Genomic DNA, 16,227 nt, shown 5'->3' with positions numbered 1-16,227 from the left:
TCAGCGCTGCGCTCGACCGCCAAGATCTTCCGCTGACCGGTGGCTTGCACCCCCAGGCACATGGGCGGGCTCTGACCGGCCCCGTCAGCGCGGCACCCCAGCGCCGGGATCACCCGATCCGAGAACCGGGGCAACCGCACCAGCACCACACGACGGGAGTCACCCCCCATGTTGTTCACCTTCATGATCGAGGGCAACCTCGGCGAGAACCCCGAGCTGCGCGTCACCCGCGACGGTAAGAAGGTCGCTCAGCTGCGTGTCGGCCGCACCAGCCGCCGCGTCAAGGACGGCGAGTGGGTGGACGCACACACCACCTGGGTCACCGTCACCGCCTGGGAGGACCTGGCGGAGCGCTGCATGTCGCTGAAGAAGGGCGACACCATCGTCGTCACCGGTCGCGACGACCTGCGGCCCTGGGCCTACACCCGCCGCGCCGACGGCGAGGCCGCCGCCGAGCTTCAGGTTACCGCCAGCAACATCGCCTTGAGCATGCGGTTCAAGAGCGCCGAGTCGCTCCAGCCGGAGAACGACCCGTGGTCTGTCGAAGACGCCACCGCCCCGGAGCCCGAGTACGCCTGACCGTTTCTCCGGGGCCGGCACGGCCGGCCCCGGCCCGGTCACTCGCACATTCCTCGTCGTGGCAGGAGCCGCCCATGTTCGCGCAGTTCATCGTCGAAGGCATCATCACCCGCCGCCCCGAAACCGGTGTCACCCGTGACGGACGCGAGTACACCCAGTTCGAGATCACCCACTACCGCACGTGGATGGACGGCAACACGACCCGCAAGTCCCCTCCGCAGGTGATCGACATTCTCTGCTGGGGCCGGCTGGCGCAGCAGGCCCGCAAGTTGAGTCTGCGGACCACCGTCACTGTGCACGGCAACGCCCCGCAGCCGTTCGACAACAACGGTGTCCTCGGGCTGAAGATGTTCGCCCGCGGGCTGAGTGTCGACATCGGCGACCTCGGTAACCGCTCCACCACCGGTGAGCGCAGCGGTCACCTCGTCACCAGCCCCGAAGGCGAGCAGATCTCCGCCGACGCGTGGCCCGACGTCGTCGGCAACCTCGAAACCGCCCACCACTCCCGCTGACACGGGCCGTGCATGGCCCGGCCCCGGGCACACCCCGGGGCCGGGCGGCCTTCCCTGCATGCGAAGGAGCACCGTTGCGCGGCACATCAAAGCCAACACATGTCCGCATACCACCGAGCTGCTGCACCGGCTGGTACTTCGAGCACACCACCGAATGCCCCAGCCCCAGGGCCGCCCGGCCGTGCAGTGACTGCGGCGCCGATCCCAGCAGCGGCCACAACCCGCACACCTGCTCCTGGTACTGGAGCGACGACGACACCAGCGCCTTCATCGGGATGCGCCCCGACGCGGCCCGGTGGCCGGGCCGCGCAGGCGACAACCAGTCCGAGGACTACTGACCCCACCACTCATTGCATTTCAACGATCGAAAGGTGACGTCCATGTCCGAGAACGACGGCAACGAGCCCAAGAGCGTTCTGCGTAAGGTCCGCGAGCACCTGACCCACGACATCGCCCACGTCTCCGGTCTCATCGGTCTGCACGTCGTCGCCCTCGCCATCCTCGAGCACTCCCCGGCGCTGACGATCATCGGCCTGCACTGAGCCCTTCGCTGGTGGGACACCCCGATCGGGGTGTCCCACCAGCGTCTCGCCTCAGCACACCCCCGCTTCGCAGCAAGGACAACTAGACATGAGTGCCTGGATCGTCGACCGCGATCACCTCGACCTTCTCCTCACCGCCGCCGTGCAATGGGATCTCATCACCGCCGACCAGGCCGACGACACCGGCCGGATGTTGTGGAAGGAAAACCTCACCAGCGTCGCCTACCGCTACCCACGCGACCGTGACGGCGGTAGTAGGCCAGGCCCGCACGGCTTCCGCGACCGCGACGTCGACACCTACCGGTATCGGCCCTACCCCGGCCGCATCGACCCCGAAGTCATTGAGGCCGCCGCCGCCTCACTGCGGCACCAGTCGTGCGAGCATCCCGACTGGCAGCACAGCGCCGCCGCACGCTGGGTGAACCGGCTTCACCGGCTCGCCACCGAGAGCATCCCCGCCTTCCTCGCCGAATATGGCCCCGTCGACCCACGACGACAAGGTCCCGGAGAAGACGGCTGGTACACGCTCACCGACCTCACCGGGCAACAGCAGGTCCGATCCGCCGACGGCTGGAACGTCCCCGACCGCGACGTTCTGCGACGCGCCGCCGCACTGCGTGCCGGGGCTACGCCATGACCGTCAGCACCGGCGCGGTGCCCACGTCCGTTGCAACGCATCAGCCCCGCGACCACGACAAGGCGCGCGGCCCGGGATTCGCGCAACCGAACGCCGCGGCGATGAAGCATGTCGTGCAGTTCTCCGGCGGCATCGGCAGCTGGGCCGCCGCGATGCGCGTCGCCGCCGAACACGGCACGGACAACCTCATCCTCCTGGCCGCCGACACGAAGGCTGAAGATCCTGACCTGTGGAGATTTGTTGCCGACGCCGGTTCGCTGCTCGGCGTCGAGCCGATCGTGGTGGCCGACGGCCGCACCCCGTGGCAGGTCTTCGCCGACCAACGATTTGTGGGAAATTCTCGCATTGCCCCGTGCTCAGTCCACCTGAAGCAACGGCCCTGCCGGTCGTGGCTCACCGCGAACGCCGACCCGGCGACCACAATGCTCTACGTCGGCATCGACTGGAGCGAGCAGCGGCGGGTGCCGGCCATCGAGAAGGGGTGGGCGCCGTGGCCGGCGCGTTTCCCGATGTGCGAACCGCCGTACTTGAGTAAGCAGGACATGCTCGACTGGGCCCGCAGCGAAGGACTACGGCCGCCCCGCCTTTATGAGCAGGGTTTCGCCCACAACAATTGCTTCGGTGTGTGTGTCCGCGCCGGCCAGCGCCAGTGGCGGCACCTGCTCACGGTAGCGCCCGAACGATTCGCGGCCGCCGAGGCCGAGGAGGAAAAGCTGCGCGCCCAACTCGGCGACGTCGCGATCCTCAAAGAGCAGCGTCAGGGCGTGAGCTATCCGCTACCGCTCAGCGAGCTGCGTCGCAGAGCCGCTCTGCCGCAAGCCCCTGCCTGACGCGGTTCACACACGGTGTCTCCCGACAACCCGCATCCCTGACGGCAACGTGGATGGCGACCGAGCGCGTCGAGCGGCGACGCCGTCGAGCCGGTCTGCGCGCCGTTCGGATCCGGCGCCCATGCTCTGCCGTGGCCGGAAGGGAACAGGGCCAAGGCTCGGCCAGGTCACCTTGTGGTGCAACTGTCACAGCCGGTTACGCCGGGTTAGTCCTTGACCGTGGTCGTCGGCGTGGACAGGTAACCCGGGCGTGACGCCGCAATGCCGTGTGCTTTCGCGTGCGTTGCCGATGCCCGTGGCGCGCGGTTGGCCACGGCGGTGACTGTTGTATGCGTCGCGGGCGTGATGCTTGTTCGCCTTGCGCCCGCCGCCGTCTCGCGTACTCCTTCACGGCGCCGCTCGTGCTCCGGCGATCGATCACTACGGCGTCTGGAGCCGCTCGCTGAGGGACCCGAGGTCAGCCCACCCGCGCCGAGGGCGCTAAGCCCCCAGCAGAACATCTTGGCAACCAGGTCAGCGCTGCGCTCGACCGCCAAGATCTTCCGCTGACCGGTGGCTTGCACCCCCAGGCACATGGGCGGGCTCTGACCGGCCCCGTCAGCGCGGCACCCCAGCGCCGGGATCACCCGATCCCGGCGCGGGGCTGCCGCATCAGCAACAGCCTGATGGAGGCACGCACCATGACGGACAACGTCACCGCCCAGATCACCAGCGCCACTGCGGACAACCAGAACTCCGCCGGCGCCGAACGGCCGGCCGCTCCGGAGGGCTCGGTCTACCTCTCCGACGTCCTCGCCCGCATCCGCCAGCACGCCGCCGACAACAACTGGTGCAGTACCGCCGAGTCCATCACCGTGCAGGCGCTCAACGACGGGCTGTCCTTCAAGCCGCTGCGCCGGGTCAACCAGGGATGCAGCGACCCGTACTGCCAGACCTGCGACGCTGTCGCTGACCTGGCCGACGAGCGGTTCACCCCAGCCGACTCCACCGATCCGTTCATCACCAAAGCCCGCCTGAAGACGGCCATCCGCAAGGCCATCAACCTCGGCTACGACTACGACGAATACTGCGCCCTGTACCGCGAGTTCGTCGAGGCCTATGACTTGGACGCGATCCCGCTTCCGGTGCTCACGTACTCGGTCACCTTCACCGTCACGGAGGAGCAGCTGCGCGGGCGAGCGGCTGACGAGGCGGGCATGGCGTACGTCCTGCGCAACGCGCGCGTGGCGGACTTCGCGGTCTCGGCCGAGTCCACCGAAGAGGCCACCGCCACCCTGATGCGGTAGTTATGCCACGCTGCCCGGCCGATGTACATCGGCCGGGCAGCGTTTGCGCCTGAACGACCCCCGCAAACCCACCCCCGGCCTCACCGCTTCGGGACGGCGATCAGTACCAAGCACGTAGCGGCTCAACATCGGTCACCCGAACCGGAGCATCCCGGATTCACCCGGGTGACCTTCGCCGCTCAATGGCCGGCCCGCCCGCGGTGGTGCCTCGTCTTTGACGGCACCAGGCCCGGCCTGCTGCACAACCTCAACGGCTCCGACCTGACGCCCTAACACGGTCTCCCAAGCCATCGGCCCTCTCGCCAATCCTGGCATGAGCGCCGCTCATCCCTTGCCGAAGGGCAACCCGCGTGACGCTGCACTACATCGCGATCTACCACAACACCGACACCCAGTTTCGCCCCTACCAGCCTCACCACGCGCTGATCAAGGTCATCAGCCACCGCCGCCACCTGCCCGCCGCAACCACGCCGGAGCAGATCGGCAGCTGGGCGTTCCACGTCTTCAACGCCGACCTCGACGATCTCCAAGCCGGCCGAGGCAAGACCGAAGCCGGCGAATTGAACTTCCTGCTCGCCTGTACCTACCGGTTGCTTCGTCATCGTTCGCTGTCCGTCGGTGACGTCATCGCCATCACCACCGCCGAGGCCACCACCTGGCTGGCCTGCGACCCCATCGGGTGGCGACGCATCGCCATACCGCAACATCGCACCGGCACAGCGCTGAGCGCCGCCACCGTCTACGACCACCTGCGGCACGTCGACGATGAGTGACCATCCCTGCCGCCAGCACCCGCCCGGTCGCCACACCGATACCTGCCTGACTGGCGACTGTGGCTTCTGCGGCATCCCACTCGACAGCGTCGCTTCCGGCGAATGCCGGAACTGCTTGCGCATCGTGTGCGAAGCCTGCGACACCGGCTATCGGGTCGATCTCGGCCCGATCTGCCCGCCGTGCCACACCACCAGCCACTCACCAGCACCACTCGATCACCCACTGAACCAGTAAGGACATGACCGCCATGTCGGACGACTCCGTGAACTGGAATCGCATCGCCGAACGACTCCAAGCCGAGATGGCGCACCTCATCCACCACGAGCAGGAGCAGCGGTACGGCAACGACTTCTACGCCGAAGCACTGCGCCGAGCGCTGGGGTTCCGGCCGGCCGAGGGGAACTTCCGGGAGCGCCTGGATCGCGGCGAAGGACTGACCACCGACAGCTACGCCCGGCACCTCTACGACACCAGCGCTCTGGACCGCATGCAGCGCGAGTCCGCCGAACAGCAGGTCAAGGATGCGCGAGCCGAGACTCGGCGCGTCTATCGGGAAGCCGGCAAGGATTTCGCGGATCTCCTGCGAGCCCGCTGCAACGAGGTGTCCATGCCGTCGAGGTATCGGCGCGAAGGCGTGGCGTGGGCCGCCGCCCTCATCGACCCGACCGTGCCGAAAGACCAGTACGGCAAGGTCATACAACAGGCCGATGCGGATGAGAAGCGGTAACGCCGTGCAGACCGTACGAGATCGAGCTGGCCGCAACAGCCGCGCCGATAACTCGCAGCCGTCATCAGCCTGCACCAACGGCTCACCACCAGGTGCCTACCGGCCGGGACAGGACGACGGACCGGCCGTTCTGCACCTGACTCCACCTATTTACCGCCAGCCCGCGAGCTCCTACACGAACTGACCCCGCACCAGAAAGCCGCCATCTGCCATGTCCGACAGCATCGCCGTACACCTCCACATCGACAGACCCGAGACGCTGCCCGAGGGCTACGCCGACGCCATCAGCGCCATCTTCGACGAGTACACGACCGACATCACCGCCGATCCCTCGTTGGACGACATCAGCGGTGTCGCCTTCGTCGGTACCCGCAACGACATCGCCAACGCCCTGTGCCTGCTGATGAAGGGCGGCACCCTGCCGGCGCACCAGTTCAGCTTCACCGTCTACGAAGAGCCGCACCACGAGGAGCTCGGCACCCTGCTGCGCTACACCCCCGGTGTCGGTGACTTCGAGGCTGCCTGCACCAACACCGGCGAGGTCCTGCGCACGTTTGCCGACATCGGCGAGGCCATCGCGTCGACAACCGACCGCACATCCCTCGTCGCCGCGCTCGAGGCCATGTACGGCGAAACAGAGGGCCATCGTCGGAGCACGGCCGGCGAGTAGCGCTGCGGATCCATCAGCATCGCGCTGTTGCACTCACCGCAGCCCGCAGTCTCCTTCCGCCGCCCAGCAAGCAAGGTCGTGCCACGCGCCGGGCCGTTCCCGGCAGCGATCACATGCACCCATGTTGGTCAGCCGATGATGCGCATTACTAGCCCCTTCGAGATGCATAGCCGGACGGCGAACGCGGCGGTCGTCACTGCGGGCCGCCGCGTTCGCCGGTCCTCAGTGATGACCGACCCGGCCGCAGCCGGCAAACCCGGCAAAACATCTTGGAAGCGCAGCACCCATGGTCAACGAGCGGCAGCAGCGCTGCGCTTCCAAGATCTTTTGACCGTCAGGGTCAGGCTTGCCCGCCACCATCCGGGCCGATCCCCCCGTGGCCTCGTCAACGCGGCAGCGCCGGTGCAACCGGCGCGAGTCGCCCCGGGCTCGCACCACGGAGGCCACGCCTATGAACACGCCCACCCCCAACCGTCTCAACCCCAAGCTGCGGATCGCCGTCGTCGGCGGATCGCTGACCGGCCCCACCACCGCACTGCTGCTGTTGCACGCCGGCTTCGACAACGTCGCCCTCTACGAAGCCGTGCCCGCCAGCGCCCCGCTCGGCGGCGGGCTGATCGGCCTGGAGCACTCGGCGCTCGACGTCCTCGACCAGCTCGGCGTGCCGCAGGACGAGTTCGTCCGCTACAACTCCGAGGCCGTGGTGGAGTTCGCCGTCCACGAGCGCCGGCCCGGTGCCGAGCACCGCCACCTCTACGCCGGCCGTAACACCACCTGGTCGCTGCTGCACCCGGCGCTGACCCGCCGCCTGCCCGCCGAGGTGCTGCACACCGGCAAACGCGTCACCGGCCTGGACACTGACCACGGCCGGCCGCTGCTGCACTTCGCCGACGGCGACACCGCCACTGCCGACCTGGTGGTCTTCGCCGACGGCCGCGCCTCCACCGGGCGGCGACTGCTCGACCCTCACCGGCAGTTGCACTACGCCGGCTACGTCGCCCATCGCGGCCAGACCGACACCATCCTGCCGGGCCTGGCCGACTTCCTGCGCTTCGAACCCGACCGCAGCGGGATGCAGTTCAACGTGGCGCCGGTCCCCGGTGGCACCGACTGGACCTTCTACCTCGGTGCCACCGCCGCCCAGTACACCGACTTCTTCGGCGCCGCACCGACCCGGCGGGTCTTCGCCCTGCCGCAGCACGTCACCGGCACGGCCCGCGCCGCCGTCGACGACAGCGCCCAGCGCTATCTGCCCGACGAGCAGGCCGCCCTCGTCCACACCACCGGCACCCGGATGGCTGCCGCGGTCATGGACATCGACCCGCCGACCCGCATGGCCTGGCCCGTCGGCGACGGGCACGCTGTGCTCATCGGCGACGCGCTCGCCCCGGTGCGTCCGCACACCGCCCGCGGCGCCAACAACGGCATCGAGCAGGCCGCCGGTCTGGCCGCCGCACTCACCCAGCACCGTAAGTACGGTGCCGACCTGGCGACCGCCCTGCACGGATGGCAGCATCGCCACCTTCCCGCTGCTGTTGCCGCAGTGGAACTCGGTCCGGCCCTCGCCCGTCGGCACGGTCTCGGCGCCTAACCGGGATGTGACCCCGGTCCAGGTGCAACCCGACCTGGACCGGTGCCACCCGTGTCCGCCACATCAAGACCGCTGAGCCCGGCAACCGCCCGATGCGCTGGAGTCGACTGGCTGCCGCACGACGGACCAGCCCACGATCTCCTCAAGCTCGGCAGCGCTGCCGTCCGGCCTGAGTTACCCCGGGGAGAGGTTGGCGGCACGGTGGCGGTTGACCCGGCCGGTGCCGCAACGCGTAACCGCGGCGGTCGTACGTCGAGGGCCGAACATGGCGCCCCTGGCGGTGACGGATACGGGCTCGCCGCCGATGCCAGGCAGACGCACATGCCAGTCCTCATGGATGGCCGACCCGTCCGGCGGCGGTCAAACCGGCAAAACATCTTGGCCGGATTGCTGCGCTGCACCGGCCAAAGATCTTTTGACCTCAAGTGCTGGCTTGCCCACCGGCAGGCCGCGCCGGCCCCACCTGGGCCCGTCAGCGCGGCTGCCCGGCAAACACCGGCGGCAGCCGCACCGGTTCACCGCAGGGAGGCAGCGCCATGTTCCAGCACCTCGACTTCACCGACCGCCGCACGCGCCGCGACACCGGCCTCAACCGCCCCCGCGCCGCCCGCAAGTTCGTCCTGGTCGGGGAGAAGGAGTTCTACGACACCGCCAGCCCCGCCGACTACCGGGAGTTCCAGATCGTCCAGAGCTACAACCAGCGGTAGAAGCTCGGGGTACGGAGGACCTGCGGGTCCTCCGTACCCGTCTGCCGCAGGACTGACGGGCCGGCGTGAGCTCAACCCGGCCGGCCGTGGCCGGCCGGTAGAAAGGAGCGGCCTACGGCCGCGCTGTCAAAGCCCCTTTTCCGGCCGTCGGCTGGCGCTACGAGTGTAGGTCGCTCGCGTCCTCCACCAAATCCACTGCGGGCTCATAAAACATCATGCACAACCCGCATGATCTTTTAATCGAAACCCCCGCACTGCATTTGGCTCCAGCCGCTCCCGACCTGGCGAGCAAGCTCGCCCCCACGGCCAAAAAAGCGGCCAGCCGCCGTGCGCGCCCGCGACCTGCGGGAACGCTCACGCTGTGCGTCACAGCGGGCGCGCGAAACCCTAAAATCATTCATTCTTAAATGCACAACACATTGAGATCAGTCGTTTAGTGTTATACCATTAATGCAGTCAGGGAGACCAAGCCCCGACTAATACCAATCATCACAACTCAACAGAGAGGCTTCGTCGTGAGCCGTTACGAACTCAAGCCCGTGGACCCGAGCGTGTCCTGTGCCGTCGCCGGATGGGAACGCACGTTCGGCACCTTCTTCGCTCAGGTCTGGCTCACCACCAACGACAACGAGGACGACGCCCCCGACCACGACCTCGGATGCGACTTCCGGGAGATCACCGAGGCGAAAGTAATCATCGACATGCTCAGCGAGTACGCCGAGATTCCCGATGGCCTCGTCGACACCCTGAACGCCGACGCCGCCCGTGAAGGCATGTGCGAGGTACCCGCCGCTGTCCAGATCATGAGCGGCTACGCTCCCGCCCCGATTGACTGGGACAACTTCGAGCCGCCGTTCTAACCACCACGATCCCGGGGCGCGCACTCAGCGCGCCCCGGGCACCCGCGACTACCGGCCGCGCCCAGCAGGGGCCGCGTCGGCGCGCATCGAGCACGCCGACCCGGGCTGCCGCACCCGTCACTCACGGCCCTACGCCACGGCCACGCAACCCAGCGCGCATAAAGATGGGCCGACGGCCCCACAAGGGGGAACATTCCCCCGGAAGGGAATGCACGACCAAGTCCGTCGGCCCAATACCAACCATCACATCGGCGCGAACGCCGAGAGAGGCAGAACTCAACGGTAGCGCGCCCATCGGCCGCGATCAACGCCCTACCCGCAAGATGACACCCCCAGCCGAGCACCCCGGAGGCCCGCCCACCATGCCGCTCATCAACAACGACCGCCTAGGCCGCTCCGTCGTCGGATGCGGCGGGATGCTCGCGATCATCGGCGTCACCCTGGCCGCCGTCGCCGCGCTCCTGCTGATCGTGATGCTCATCGTCAGTCGTTGAACCTGCCTCTACGCGGACCACCCCCCGCCGCCCTTGACGAGGCGTACCCGTTCCGGGTGGACGGCCCCGCCGCCGCACCGCCGCAGTCTCACCCGTCAGCGCCTCCAGCCTTCCAGTTACGGTGTCCGCCGCAGCGCGGCGCAACGCCTGCTGCATCCGGGTCGGAGTAACCCCCGCGAGTCGGCCCGCACGATCGGCAGGCATCAGCGTGCCCAGCACGGCCAGCGCCGCATCCTCACCCGCTTCAGCCTCACTCACCGCAGCGTCGAGCGCCGCGAGCTCCGCTGCCCGGCGCTGGCGCGCTTGCTCCACCGTGCCGACCGCGCCGAGAACGGCCAGCAGCGCGGTTTCTTCCGCCTTCTGCTGCTGCCGCAGCGCCTGCACTGCCTCATTGCTTGTCTTACTAGCCATGCCGTTCAAAGTACCTTCACGTTCAACCTTCCCGCCATTCTCTGGAATGGTTTAAGCATCGTCCTAAATAGTTTCTCTCTCGTTTAACGATCGTCGCACCATGTGCTTCCTGCACAAACAAGAGCTCACCCCTCCACTACTTCCCAGCTTTAGCACACCCCCTGGCATTCAAATGTCGAAAAGGGCCGACCAGCGCCCTACTCTTGGCGGCATGCTCACGGTCACCCGCATCGCACCCGGGGCCGGGATCACCTATCTGACCCGGCAGGTAACCACCGGCCGGCACGACTTCCGCCCAGCTCAACCCCACTCCGCCGTCGCCTACCACGCCGACCCGACCGCCCACGGTGAAGCACCCGGCTGGTGGGCGGGGCAGAGCAACGCATTGTTCGGCGTCCACGGCGACGTCACCGAACAACAACTACAACGACTACTCGCCGAGGGAAAGAACCCCGTCACCGGCGAACAACTCGGCAGGCTGTGGCGGCAATACCAGCCGATGGACGACACCGCCCGCCAAGCCGCCGTCGAAAAAGCGTGGGCCAAACTCCCAGCGGACGCCACCTATGAACAGATCGCCCGCGTATGGCTCAACATTTGGACCGCCCCCGAACGGCGACCCGTCGCCGGTTTCGACGTCACCGTTTCCCCGGTGAAAAGCGTCAGCCTGCTGTGGGCGTTCGGCGACGACACCGTCAAGCAGCAGGTGATGGCCGCCCACCACGAAGGGATCCGCGCCACCCTGGAACACCTGCGTGCCCACGGTGCGTTCACCCGGCTCGGCACCAACGGCCTGGTGCAGGTCGACACCGACGGCCTCGCCGCCAGCGTCTGGGACCACCGCATGTCCCGGGAGAAAGACCCGCAACTGCACTCCCACATCATCGTCAGCTCGAAAGTCCGCGTCACCCGCAACGGCCGCCAAGACTGGCTGTCACTCGACAGCCGCGCCTTCTACCAGGCCAGCATCGCCGCCCGCATCGCCTACGAACGCGCCGTCGAAACCGAACTCGGCCGCCGGCTCGGCGTGCGATTCGCCGCCCGCGAAGGATCCCCGATCCGCGAGATCATCGGGTTCACCCCACGCATGCTGGCGCACTACTCCAAGCGCCGCACCGCCATCGAAACCGAGATGGACGAACGGCTCAGCGACCCGGCAGCAGGCCGGGAACGGTTGCGGGCGGGCCGGTGGCGGCGCCGCGCCCAGGACGCCACCCTGCGCACCCGCCAGCTCAAGGACGGCCCCGAGTCCACCCGTGACGCCGTGTCTCGCTGGCATCGCGAGGACCGAGCCGCCGGTCTGCACACCGTCACCGCGGTCCGGCAGATCGTGGCCGGTACGGTCCGAGACCACATCGACCAGGTTGCGATCCAGGTCTTGCGCCAGGCCGAACGCACCCTGGCCGGACGCCGCCTGGACCTCGACACCCTGCACCAGGCCGCTGCTCGACTTGGGATCCACGACGACACTCAGCGCCAGCTCGTTATCGATGCCGCGGCCCGGCGGGTTCCGTACCTGGCGGTCGAGAGGGCGATCCATGAGCTCAGCGCCGAGCGGGCGGTGTTCACCCTCGACCATCTCGAGCTGGCCATCGGCCGGGTCCTGCACGTGCCTGCCGGCACCGCACGCACCGCGGACTGGCAGCACGTCCAGCGCCTCGCCGCCCAGGCCGTGCGCACCCACGCCGCCGGACTACGCGTGTTGACGCCGCCCGCGCTGATGCAGTGGGGCGACACGCTCGTACGCGGCAGCGACCGGCAGAGCATCTACACCCGGCATCGCGACCTGCAACTGTCCACCCAACCGGTCCTAGCCGCAGAAAAGGAACTCATCGCCTACGCCACCCGCCGCGGCGCCACGCCGGCCGCTCGCGCGCTGCTCGACAGCGTCGCCGGTGAACTCGACCTGAGCCCGGAGAAGCGAGAAGCACTGCTGTTCGCCGTCGGCGACGACCGGCGCATCACCGGCATCGTCGGGCCAGCCGGTACCGGAAAGACCTACCTGCAGCGGGCCGTCGGCATCGCAGCCCATCGAGCGAACATCCCGGTGCTCGGCCTGACCGTGTCGCAGAACGCCGCCTATGTGCTTGCCGAAGCCACCCGCGAAGGCGGATCGCCGGGCATCCGGACCGAGAACATCGCCATGTGGCTGCACGCCCAGCACACCCCACCCGAAGGCACCAGCCCGGCGGACTGGACATTCCAGCCTGGCCAGTGGGTCATCGTCGACGAGGCGTCCCAGGCCTCCACCCTCGACCTCGTACGCCTCACCCAGCTGCTCGACGCCGTCGGCGGGAAACTGATCCTGGTCGGCGACCCCGAACAGATCTCCGCCATCGGTCCGGGCGGCATGTTCCGCTACCTCGCCTCCCTCGGCAACACCACCACCCTGACCGAGGTTCGCCGCTTCGCCGAAGCATGGGAAGGCCCGGCGTCGCTGCGGCTACGCGACGCGGACACCACCGTGCTCGCCGAATACGACCGGCGCGGCCGGATCCTCGGCGGCGACCGCCAGCACCTCGCCCGGCAAGTCCTCGACGGCTGGGCCGCCGACATCATCCAAGGCCGCTCCAGCCTCATCATGGTCGAAACCGAAGCCGAAGCCGCCGACCTCGCCGCACAGGCACGGCGCATCCTCATCAGCGCCGGCATCGTCCAAGACGGCCAGGCGGTCACCCTCGCCAACGGCACCCACGCCAGTACCGGCGATCTAATCGTCACCCGGCGCAACAACCGTGACCTCATCGCCGACGACCGGTTCGTCGCCAACCGCGACCAATGGCAGATCCTCACCGTCCGCGAGGACGGCGCCCTCCAGGTCCGGCACACCACCACCCAGGCCACCCTGATGCTGCCCGCCGCCTACGTCGCCGAACACGTCCAGCTCGCCTACGCCGCCACCGTCGACTCCGCCCAAGGCCGTACCGTTGACGTCGGCCGCGCCCTGGTCGACTCCGCCACCAACCGGGCCCGCCTCTACGTCATGGCCACCCGCGGCCGGCTGCTCAACCAGATCGCCGTCATCACCAGCGAAGAACCACCCGAGAGCCATCCGCCGCAGCCGCCCACCGCCGGGATCACGGTGCTCGCCGACATCCTGCGCACCGACACCACGGACCGATCCGCTACTGAGGTCGAGCAGACCTTGTGGGCCGACGTCGACGCCCTGAGTCGCTGGGCTGCGATCTACGACGACCTCACCGCACGCGCCGCCACACCCCGCTACACCGCCGTCATCCGCCGCGTGGCCGGCGACACCGTCGCCGCGAACCTGGCCGCCGACCCCGCCATGCCCGCCCTCGCCGCCCGGCTCCAAGGGCTCGCCGCCGCCGGATACGACCCCGAACAGGTCCTCGCCGCGGTCGCCTCCGAACGGGAACTGCACAGCGCCCGCGACACCGCCGCCGTGCTCGCCTGGCGCATCGACAACGCCTACCGCGACATCCGCCCCGACCCCACCGTAGCCATCAGCGGCCCCCAGACCGGCACCTACACCGACCGGCTACCCGACATCGGCGGCGACCTCGGCGCTGCCCTCACCGACGTCGCGGCCATCTGCGACCGCCGTATCGAAGCCCTCGCCGAGAATGCCGCAGCTCACCAGCCTGCCTGGAGCGGCGCTCTCGGCCCCCTGCCAGAAGACGAAGCCGGACGCCGACACTGGCTCTCCGGTGCCGCCGTCGTCGCCGGCTACCGCGACCGCTACGCCATCACCGGCGACGACCCCATCGGCCCAGAACCTTCCGACCGCGACCCCGCCCGGTGGGGAGCCTGGCACCGCGCCCAACTCGTCCTCGGCAGCGCCACCCTCAGCGGCAAGCTCACCGCCGCCTCCGACAGCCAGCTGCGCACTCTCATGGAAGCGCAACGCGCCGCCGACCGCGCCGCCCCGTCCTACGTCAGCGGCGAACTGCGCAACGCCCACACCCGCCTCGTCGCCGCCGAACAGCACCTGCGCGACAGCCGCATCGCCCTCGCCGCCGCCCAACACCACGCCACCACCCTCACCACCCCGCCACCGGCCACCCCGGCACCGGCCTGGTGGCGACCCACGGCAGCCCGAACCCGCACCGCCACCGAACAGCACGCCGCAGCAGTCGACTCACTGCGCGCCCAGATCCTCGTCGACGAACTCAGCGCACGCCTCGACCACGCCCGCGCCCGCGTCACCGCGGCCGCCGACGACGTCGCCGTCCTCGAGGAACGCCACCGCGACTGGAACACCTGGTACCAGCAGGCCCTACCGATCCGCTACGCCGGCCTGGCAGCAGCCGCCGAATCCGCGCGCCGCGCCCACAACCTGGCCGCTAACACCCGGCAACTCGCCGATGCTGCACGGCAAACTGCTGACCGCGTCCACGCCGTCGACGCCACCCTCCCCAACCAGCACACCACTCCCGTCCGCCCACAGCTCGCCGACCAGGCCGTCGCCAGCCAACACCGCGTCGCCGACACCACTGACCCGGATCTGCCACACACCGAGACACCAGACCTGGACCTCGGCCGTGACTGATCAGCGCACGGTGAGCGAGTCGCACCCCAGCAGGCCGTCACCCGGCGGGCGTGCCGATGGCTGACTACCGTCTCGCTTTCGTCGACGAAACCGTCATCGAACGCCGCAACCGCACCGGCGTCTACCTGTTCGCCGGTGTCGTCATCGACGGCGCCGACCTACCCGACACCATCACCGCCGTACGACAAGCCACCGGCAACAACAGCTTCCACGCCACCGACCTGTACCGGCGCGGCTTCCACTCCCGGATCACCTCGCTACTCGACACCATCACCGAACACGCCGGCTGGACCTTCTACGTCGCCCAACCGATCGGCCCCCGCGAGCGCGAGCAGTCTCGGCAGCAGGCGCTCGGGCGACTACTGCACCAACTCGACGAACAGAAAGTCCACGACGTCATCGCCGACACCCGCGCCGGCCCCGAGGAGCAAGCCCAGACCCAACGGGAAGGACGCAAAGTCACCGTCGCCGACGCTCCCGACATCGACACGTACAAACGGCTGGTTCGCAGCCGCCAAATCAATGCCCGGATGCGGATGCTGCACCGTGATGACCGGCAGCATCCCGGCCTATGGATGGCCGACGCTGCGGCGTGGGCCTTGCAACGCGCTGTCGCCCACGACGACCCGCAATGGTGGTCCCGGATCACCGACACCGCCACCATCATCGACGCACACACCGGCCGAGAACTGACCGTGGAAAGCAACAGGGCCGCTCCACCACAACCTGCAAGTGGCGAGCGCGGCCCCGAACGCCTGAGCCAGAGTGCTCAAGCATCCTTGTTGTCAACACCACCCTACCCGCAACCTCAACGGCCAGCGAACCATCAGACCGCGCCCATCCACCCCCTCGCCAACCTCCTCCGCCAGATCGAAGCAGCCGCCACCCACCACACCCAACAACAGATGCTGCGAAGCATCCGCGGCCTCAACCGCGTCATCACCGCCGTAGCCGACGCCGTCGACGCCTCAACGCAGTCAATGCCACCGACGCCAGCCCCTGCACCGCGCACGCCCGACGCCGGACCGGAGCCCTCGGCCGCAGCAGTCGACACCGAACTGACCATCGAATAGACGACCTGAGGCAACGACGGT

16 protein-coding genes are annotated in these 16,227 nt (G+C 68.6%); 15 read left to right on the top strand and 1 reads right to left on the bottom strand.

What is annotated here, in order from left to right; all coding sequences use genetic code 11:
- Window positions 1–168: 168 nt before the first annotated feature.
- From IEZ13_RS31860 to IEZ13_RS31800, 13 genes are all read left to right on the top strand, one after another.
- Entirely contained in the window at window positions 169–579 is a 411-nt protein-coding gene (locus tag IEZ13_RS31860; RefSeq protein WP_183223109.1) for a single-stranded DNA-binding protein, read from the top strand.
- Window positions 580–653: 74 nt separating this feature from the next.
- A complete protein-coding gene (locus IEZ13_RS31855) occupies window positions 654–1,091 on the top strand; it encodes a single-stranded DNA-binding protein (RefSeq protein WP_183223107.1) in 438 nt (145 codons plus the stop codon).
- Between the two features lie 74 nt (window positions 1,092–1,165).
- Window positions 1,166–1,429: a hypothetical protein gene (locus tag IEZ13_RS31850; RefSeq protein WP_183223106.1), complete on the top strand. Its 264-nt coding sequence runs from the start codon at window positions 1,166–1,168 to the stop codon at window positions 1,427–1,429.
- A 42-nt stretch (window positions 1,430–1,471) separates the two neighbouring features.
- The gene (locus IEZ13_RS31845) at window positions 1,472–1,633 is read left to right on the top strand and encodes a hypothetical protein (RefSeq protein ID WP_183223104.1); all 162 of its coding nucleotides are present in this window, start codon (window positions 1,472–1,474) and stop codon (window positions 1,631–1,633) included.
- Window positions 1,634–1,721: 88 nt separating this feature from the next.
- Window positions 1,722–2,270, top strand: a complete 549-nt coding sequence (locus IEZ13_RS31840; protein ID WP_183223103.1) for a hypothetical protein — start codon at window positions 1,722–1,724, stop codon at window positions 2,268–2,270.
- Window positions 2,267–3,100, top strand: a complete 834-nt coding sequence (locus IEZ13_RS31835; RefSeq protein WP_203833977.1) for a hypothetical protein — start codon at window positions 2,267–2,269, stop codon at window positions 3,098–3,100. The genes IEZ13_RS31840 and IEZ13_RS31835 overlap by 4 nt, the downstream gene beginning before the upstream one ends.
- Window positions 3,101–3,780: 680 nt before the next feature.
- A complete protein-coding gene (locus tag IEZ13_RS31830) occupies window positions 3,781–4,386 on the top strand; it encodes a hypothetical protein (protein WP_183223102.1) in 606 nt (201 codons plus the stop codon).
- 350 nt (window positions 4,387–4,736) lie between these two features.
- Window positions 4,737–5,159, top strand: a complete 423-nt coding sequence (locus IEZ13_RS31825) for a hypothetical protein (RefSeq protein WP_183223101.1) — start codon at window positions 4,737–4,739, stop codon at window positions 5,157–5,159.
- 248 nt (window positions 5,160–5,407) lie between these two features.
- A complete protein-coding gene (locus IEZ13_RS31820; RefSeq protein WP_183223100.1) occupies window positions 5,408–5,887 on the top strand; it encodes a hypothetical protein in 480 nt (159 codons plus the stop codon).
- Window positions 5,888–6,098: 211 nt separating this feature from the next.
- Window positions 6,099–6,557, top strand: a complete 459-nt coding sequence (locus IEZ13_RS31815; RefSeq protein ID WP_183223099.1) for a hypothetical protein — start codon at window positions 6,099–6,101, stop codon at window positions 6,555–6,557.
- 451 nt (window positions 6,558–7,008) lie between these two features.
- Complete coding sequence (locus tag IEZ13_RS31810; RefSeq protein ID WP_183223098.1) at window positions 7,009–8,148, top strand: FAD-dependent monooxygenase; 1,140 nt, start codon at window positions 7,009–7,011, stop codon at window positions 8,146–8,148.
- 536 nt (window positions 8,149–8,684) lie between these two features.
- Window positions 8,685–8,855: a hypothetical protein gene (locus IEZ13_RS31805; RefSeq protein WP_183223097.1), complete on the top strand. Its 171-nt coding sequence runs from the start codon at window positions 8,685–8,687 to the stop codon at window positions 8,853–8,855.
- A 515-nt stretch (window positions 8,856–9,370) separates the two neighbouring features.
- The gene (locus IEZ13_RS31800) at window positions 9,371–9,715 is read left to right on the top strand and encodes a hypothetical protein (protein ID WP_183223096.1); all 345 of its coding nucleotides are present in this window, start codon (window positions 9,371–9,373) and stop codon (window positions 9,713–9,715) included.
- A 386-nt stretch (window positions 9,716–10,101) separates the two neighbouring features.
- Here the strand turns inward: IEZ13_RS31800 and IEZ13_RS31795 are convergent, their stop codons facing one another.
- On the bottom strand, window positions 10,102–10,620 hold the full coding sequence (locus tag IEZ13_RS31795) for a hypothetical protein (RefSeq protein ID WP_183223095.1): 519 nt from the start codon (window positions 10,618–10,620) through the stop codon (window positions 10,102–10,104).
- A gap of 211 nt (window positions 10,621–10,831) precedes the next feature.
- Between IEZ13_RS31795 and mobF the strand changes: the two genes are divergently transcribed.
- Together mobF and IEZ13_RS31785 are read left to right on the top strand one after the other, a co-directional pair.
- Entirely contained in the window at window positions 10,832–15,133 is a 4,302-nt protein-coding gene (mobF, locus tag IEZ13_RS31790) for a MobF family relaxase (protein WP_183223094.1), read from the top strand.
- Window positions 15,134–15,189: 56 nt separating this feature from the next.
- Window positions 15,190–16,206 (top strand): hypothetical protein, encoded by a 1,017-nt coding sequence (locus IEZ13_RS31785; protein ID WP_183223093.1) that lies wholly within the window; start codon window positions 15,190–15,192, stop codon window positions 16,204–16,206.
- Window positions 16,207–16,227 lie beyond the last annotated feature (21 nt).

The organism is Actinoplanes campanulatus, assembly GCF_014647795.1.
GTDB lineage: Bacteria > Actinomycetota > Actinomycetes > Mycobacteriales > Micromonosporaceae > Actinoplanes > Actinoplanes campanulatus.
This window is presented reverse-complemented; position numbering and strand designations above follow the sequence as displayed.

Excerpts from the sequence above, each read along its gene's own strand:
- IEZ13_RS31860 (WP_183223109.1), top strand. The coding sequence starts at position 169 with ATGTTGTTCACCTTCATGATCGAGGGCAACCTCGGCGAGAACCCCGAG.
- IEZ13_RS31840 (WP_183223103.1), top strand. The coding sequence starts at position 1,722 with ATGAGTGCCTGGATCGTCGACCGCGATCACCTCGACCTTCTCCTCACC.
- IEZ13_RS31855 (WP_183223107.1), top strand. The coding sequence starts at position 654 with ATGTTCGCGCAGTTCATCGTCGAAGGCATCATCACCCGCCGCCCCGAA.
- IEZ13_RS31820 (WP_183223100.1), top strand. The coding sequence starts at position 5,408 with ATGTCGGACGACTCCGTGAACTGGAATCGCATCGCCGAACGACTCCAA.
- IEZ13_RS31835 (WP_203833977.1), top strand. The coding sequence starts at position 2,267 with ATGACCGTCAGCACCGGCGCGGTGCCCACGTCCGTTGCAACGCATCAG.
- IEZ13_RS31810 (WP_183223098.1), top strand. The coding sequence starts at position 7,009 with ATGAACACGCCCACCCCCAACCGTCTCAACCCCAAGCTGCGGATCGCC.
- IEZ13_RS31845 (WP_183223104.1), top strand. The coding sequence starts at position 1,472 with ATGTCCGAGAACGACGGCAACGAGCCCAAGAGCGTTCTGCGTAAGGTC.
- IEZ13_RS31805 (WP_183223097.1), top strand. The coding sequence starts at position 8,685 with ATGTTCCAGCACCTCGACTTCACCGACCGCCGCACGCGCCGCGACACC.
- mobF (WP_183223094.1), top strand. The coding sequence starts at position 10,832 with ATGCTCACGGTCACCCGCATCGCACCCGGGGCCGGGATCACCTATCTG.
- IEZ13_RS31815 (WP_183223099.1), top strand. The coding sequence starts at position 6,099 with ATGTCCGACAGCATCGCCGTACACCTCCACATCGACAGACCCGAGACG.
- IEZ13_RS31795 (WP_183223095.1), bottom strand. The coding sequence starts at position 10,620 with ATGGCTAGTAAGACAAGCAATGAGGCAGTGCAGGCGCTGCGGCAGCAG.
- IEZ13_RS31785 (WP_183223093.1), top strand. The coding sequence starts at position 15,190 with ATGGCTGACTACCGTCTCGCTTTCGTCGACGAAACCGTCATCGAACGC.
- IEZ13_RS31830 (WP_183223102.1), top strand. The coding sequence starts at position 3,781 with ATGACGGACAACGTCACCGCCCAGATCACCAGCGCCACTGCGGACAAC.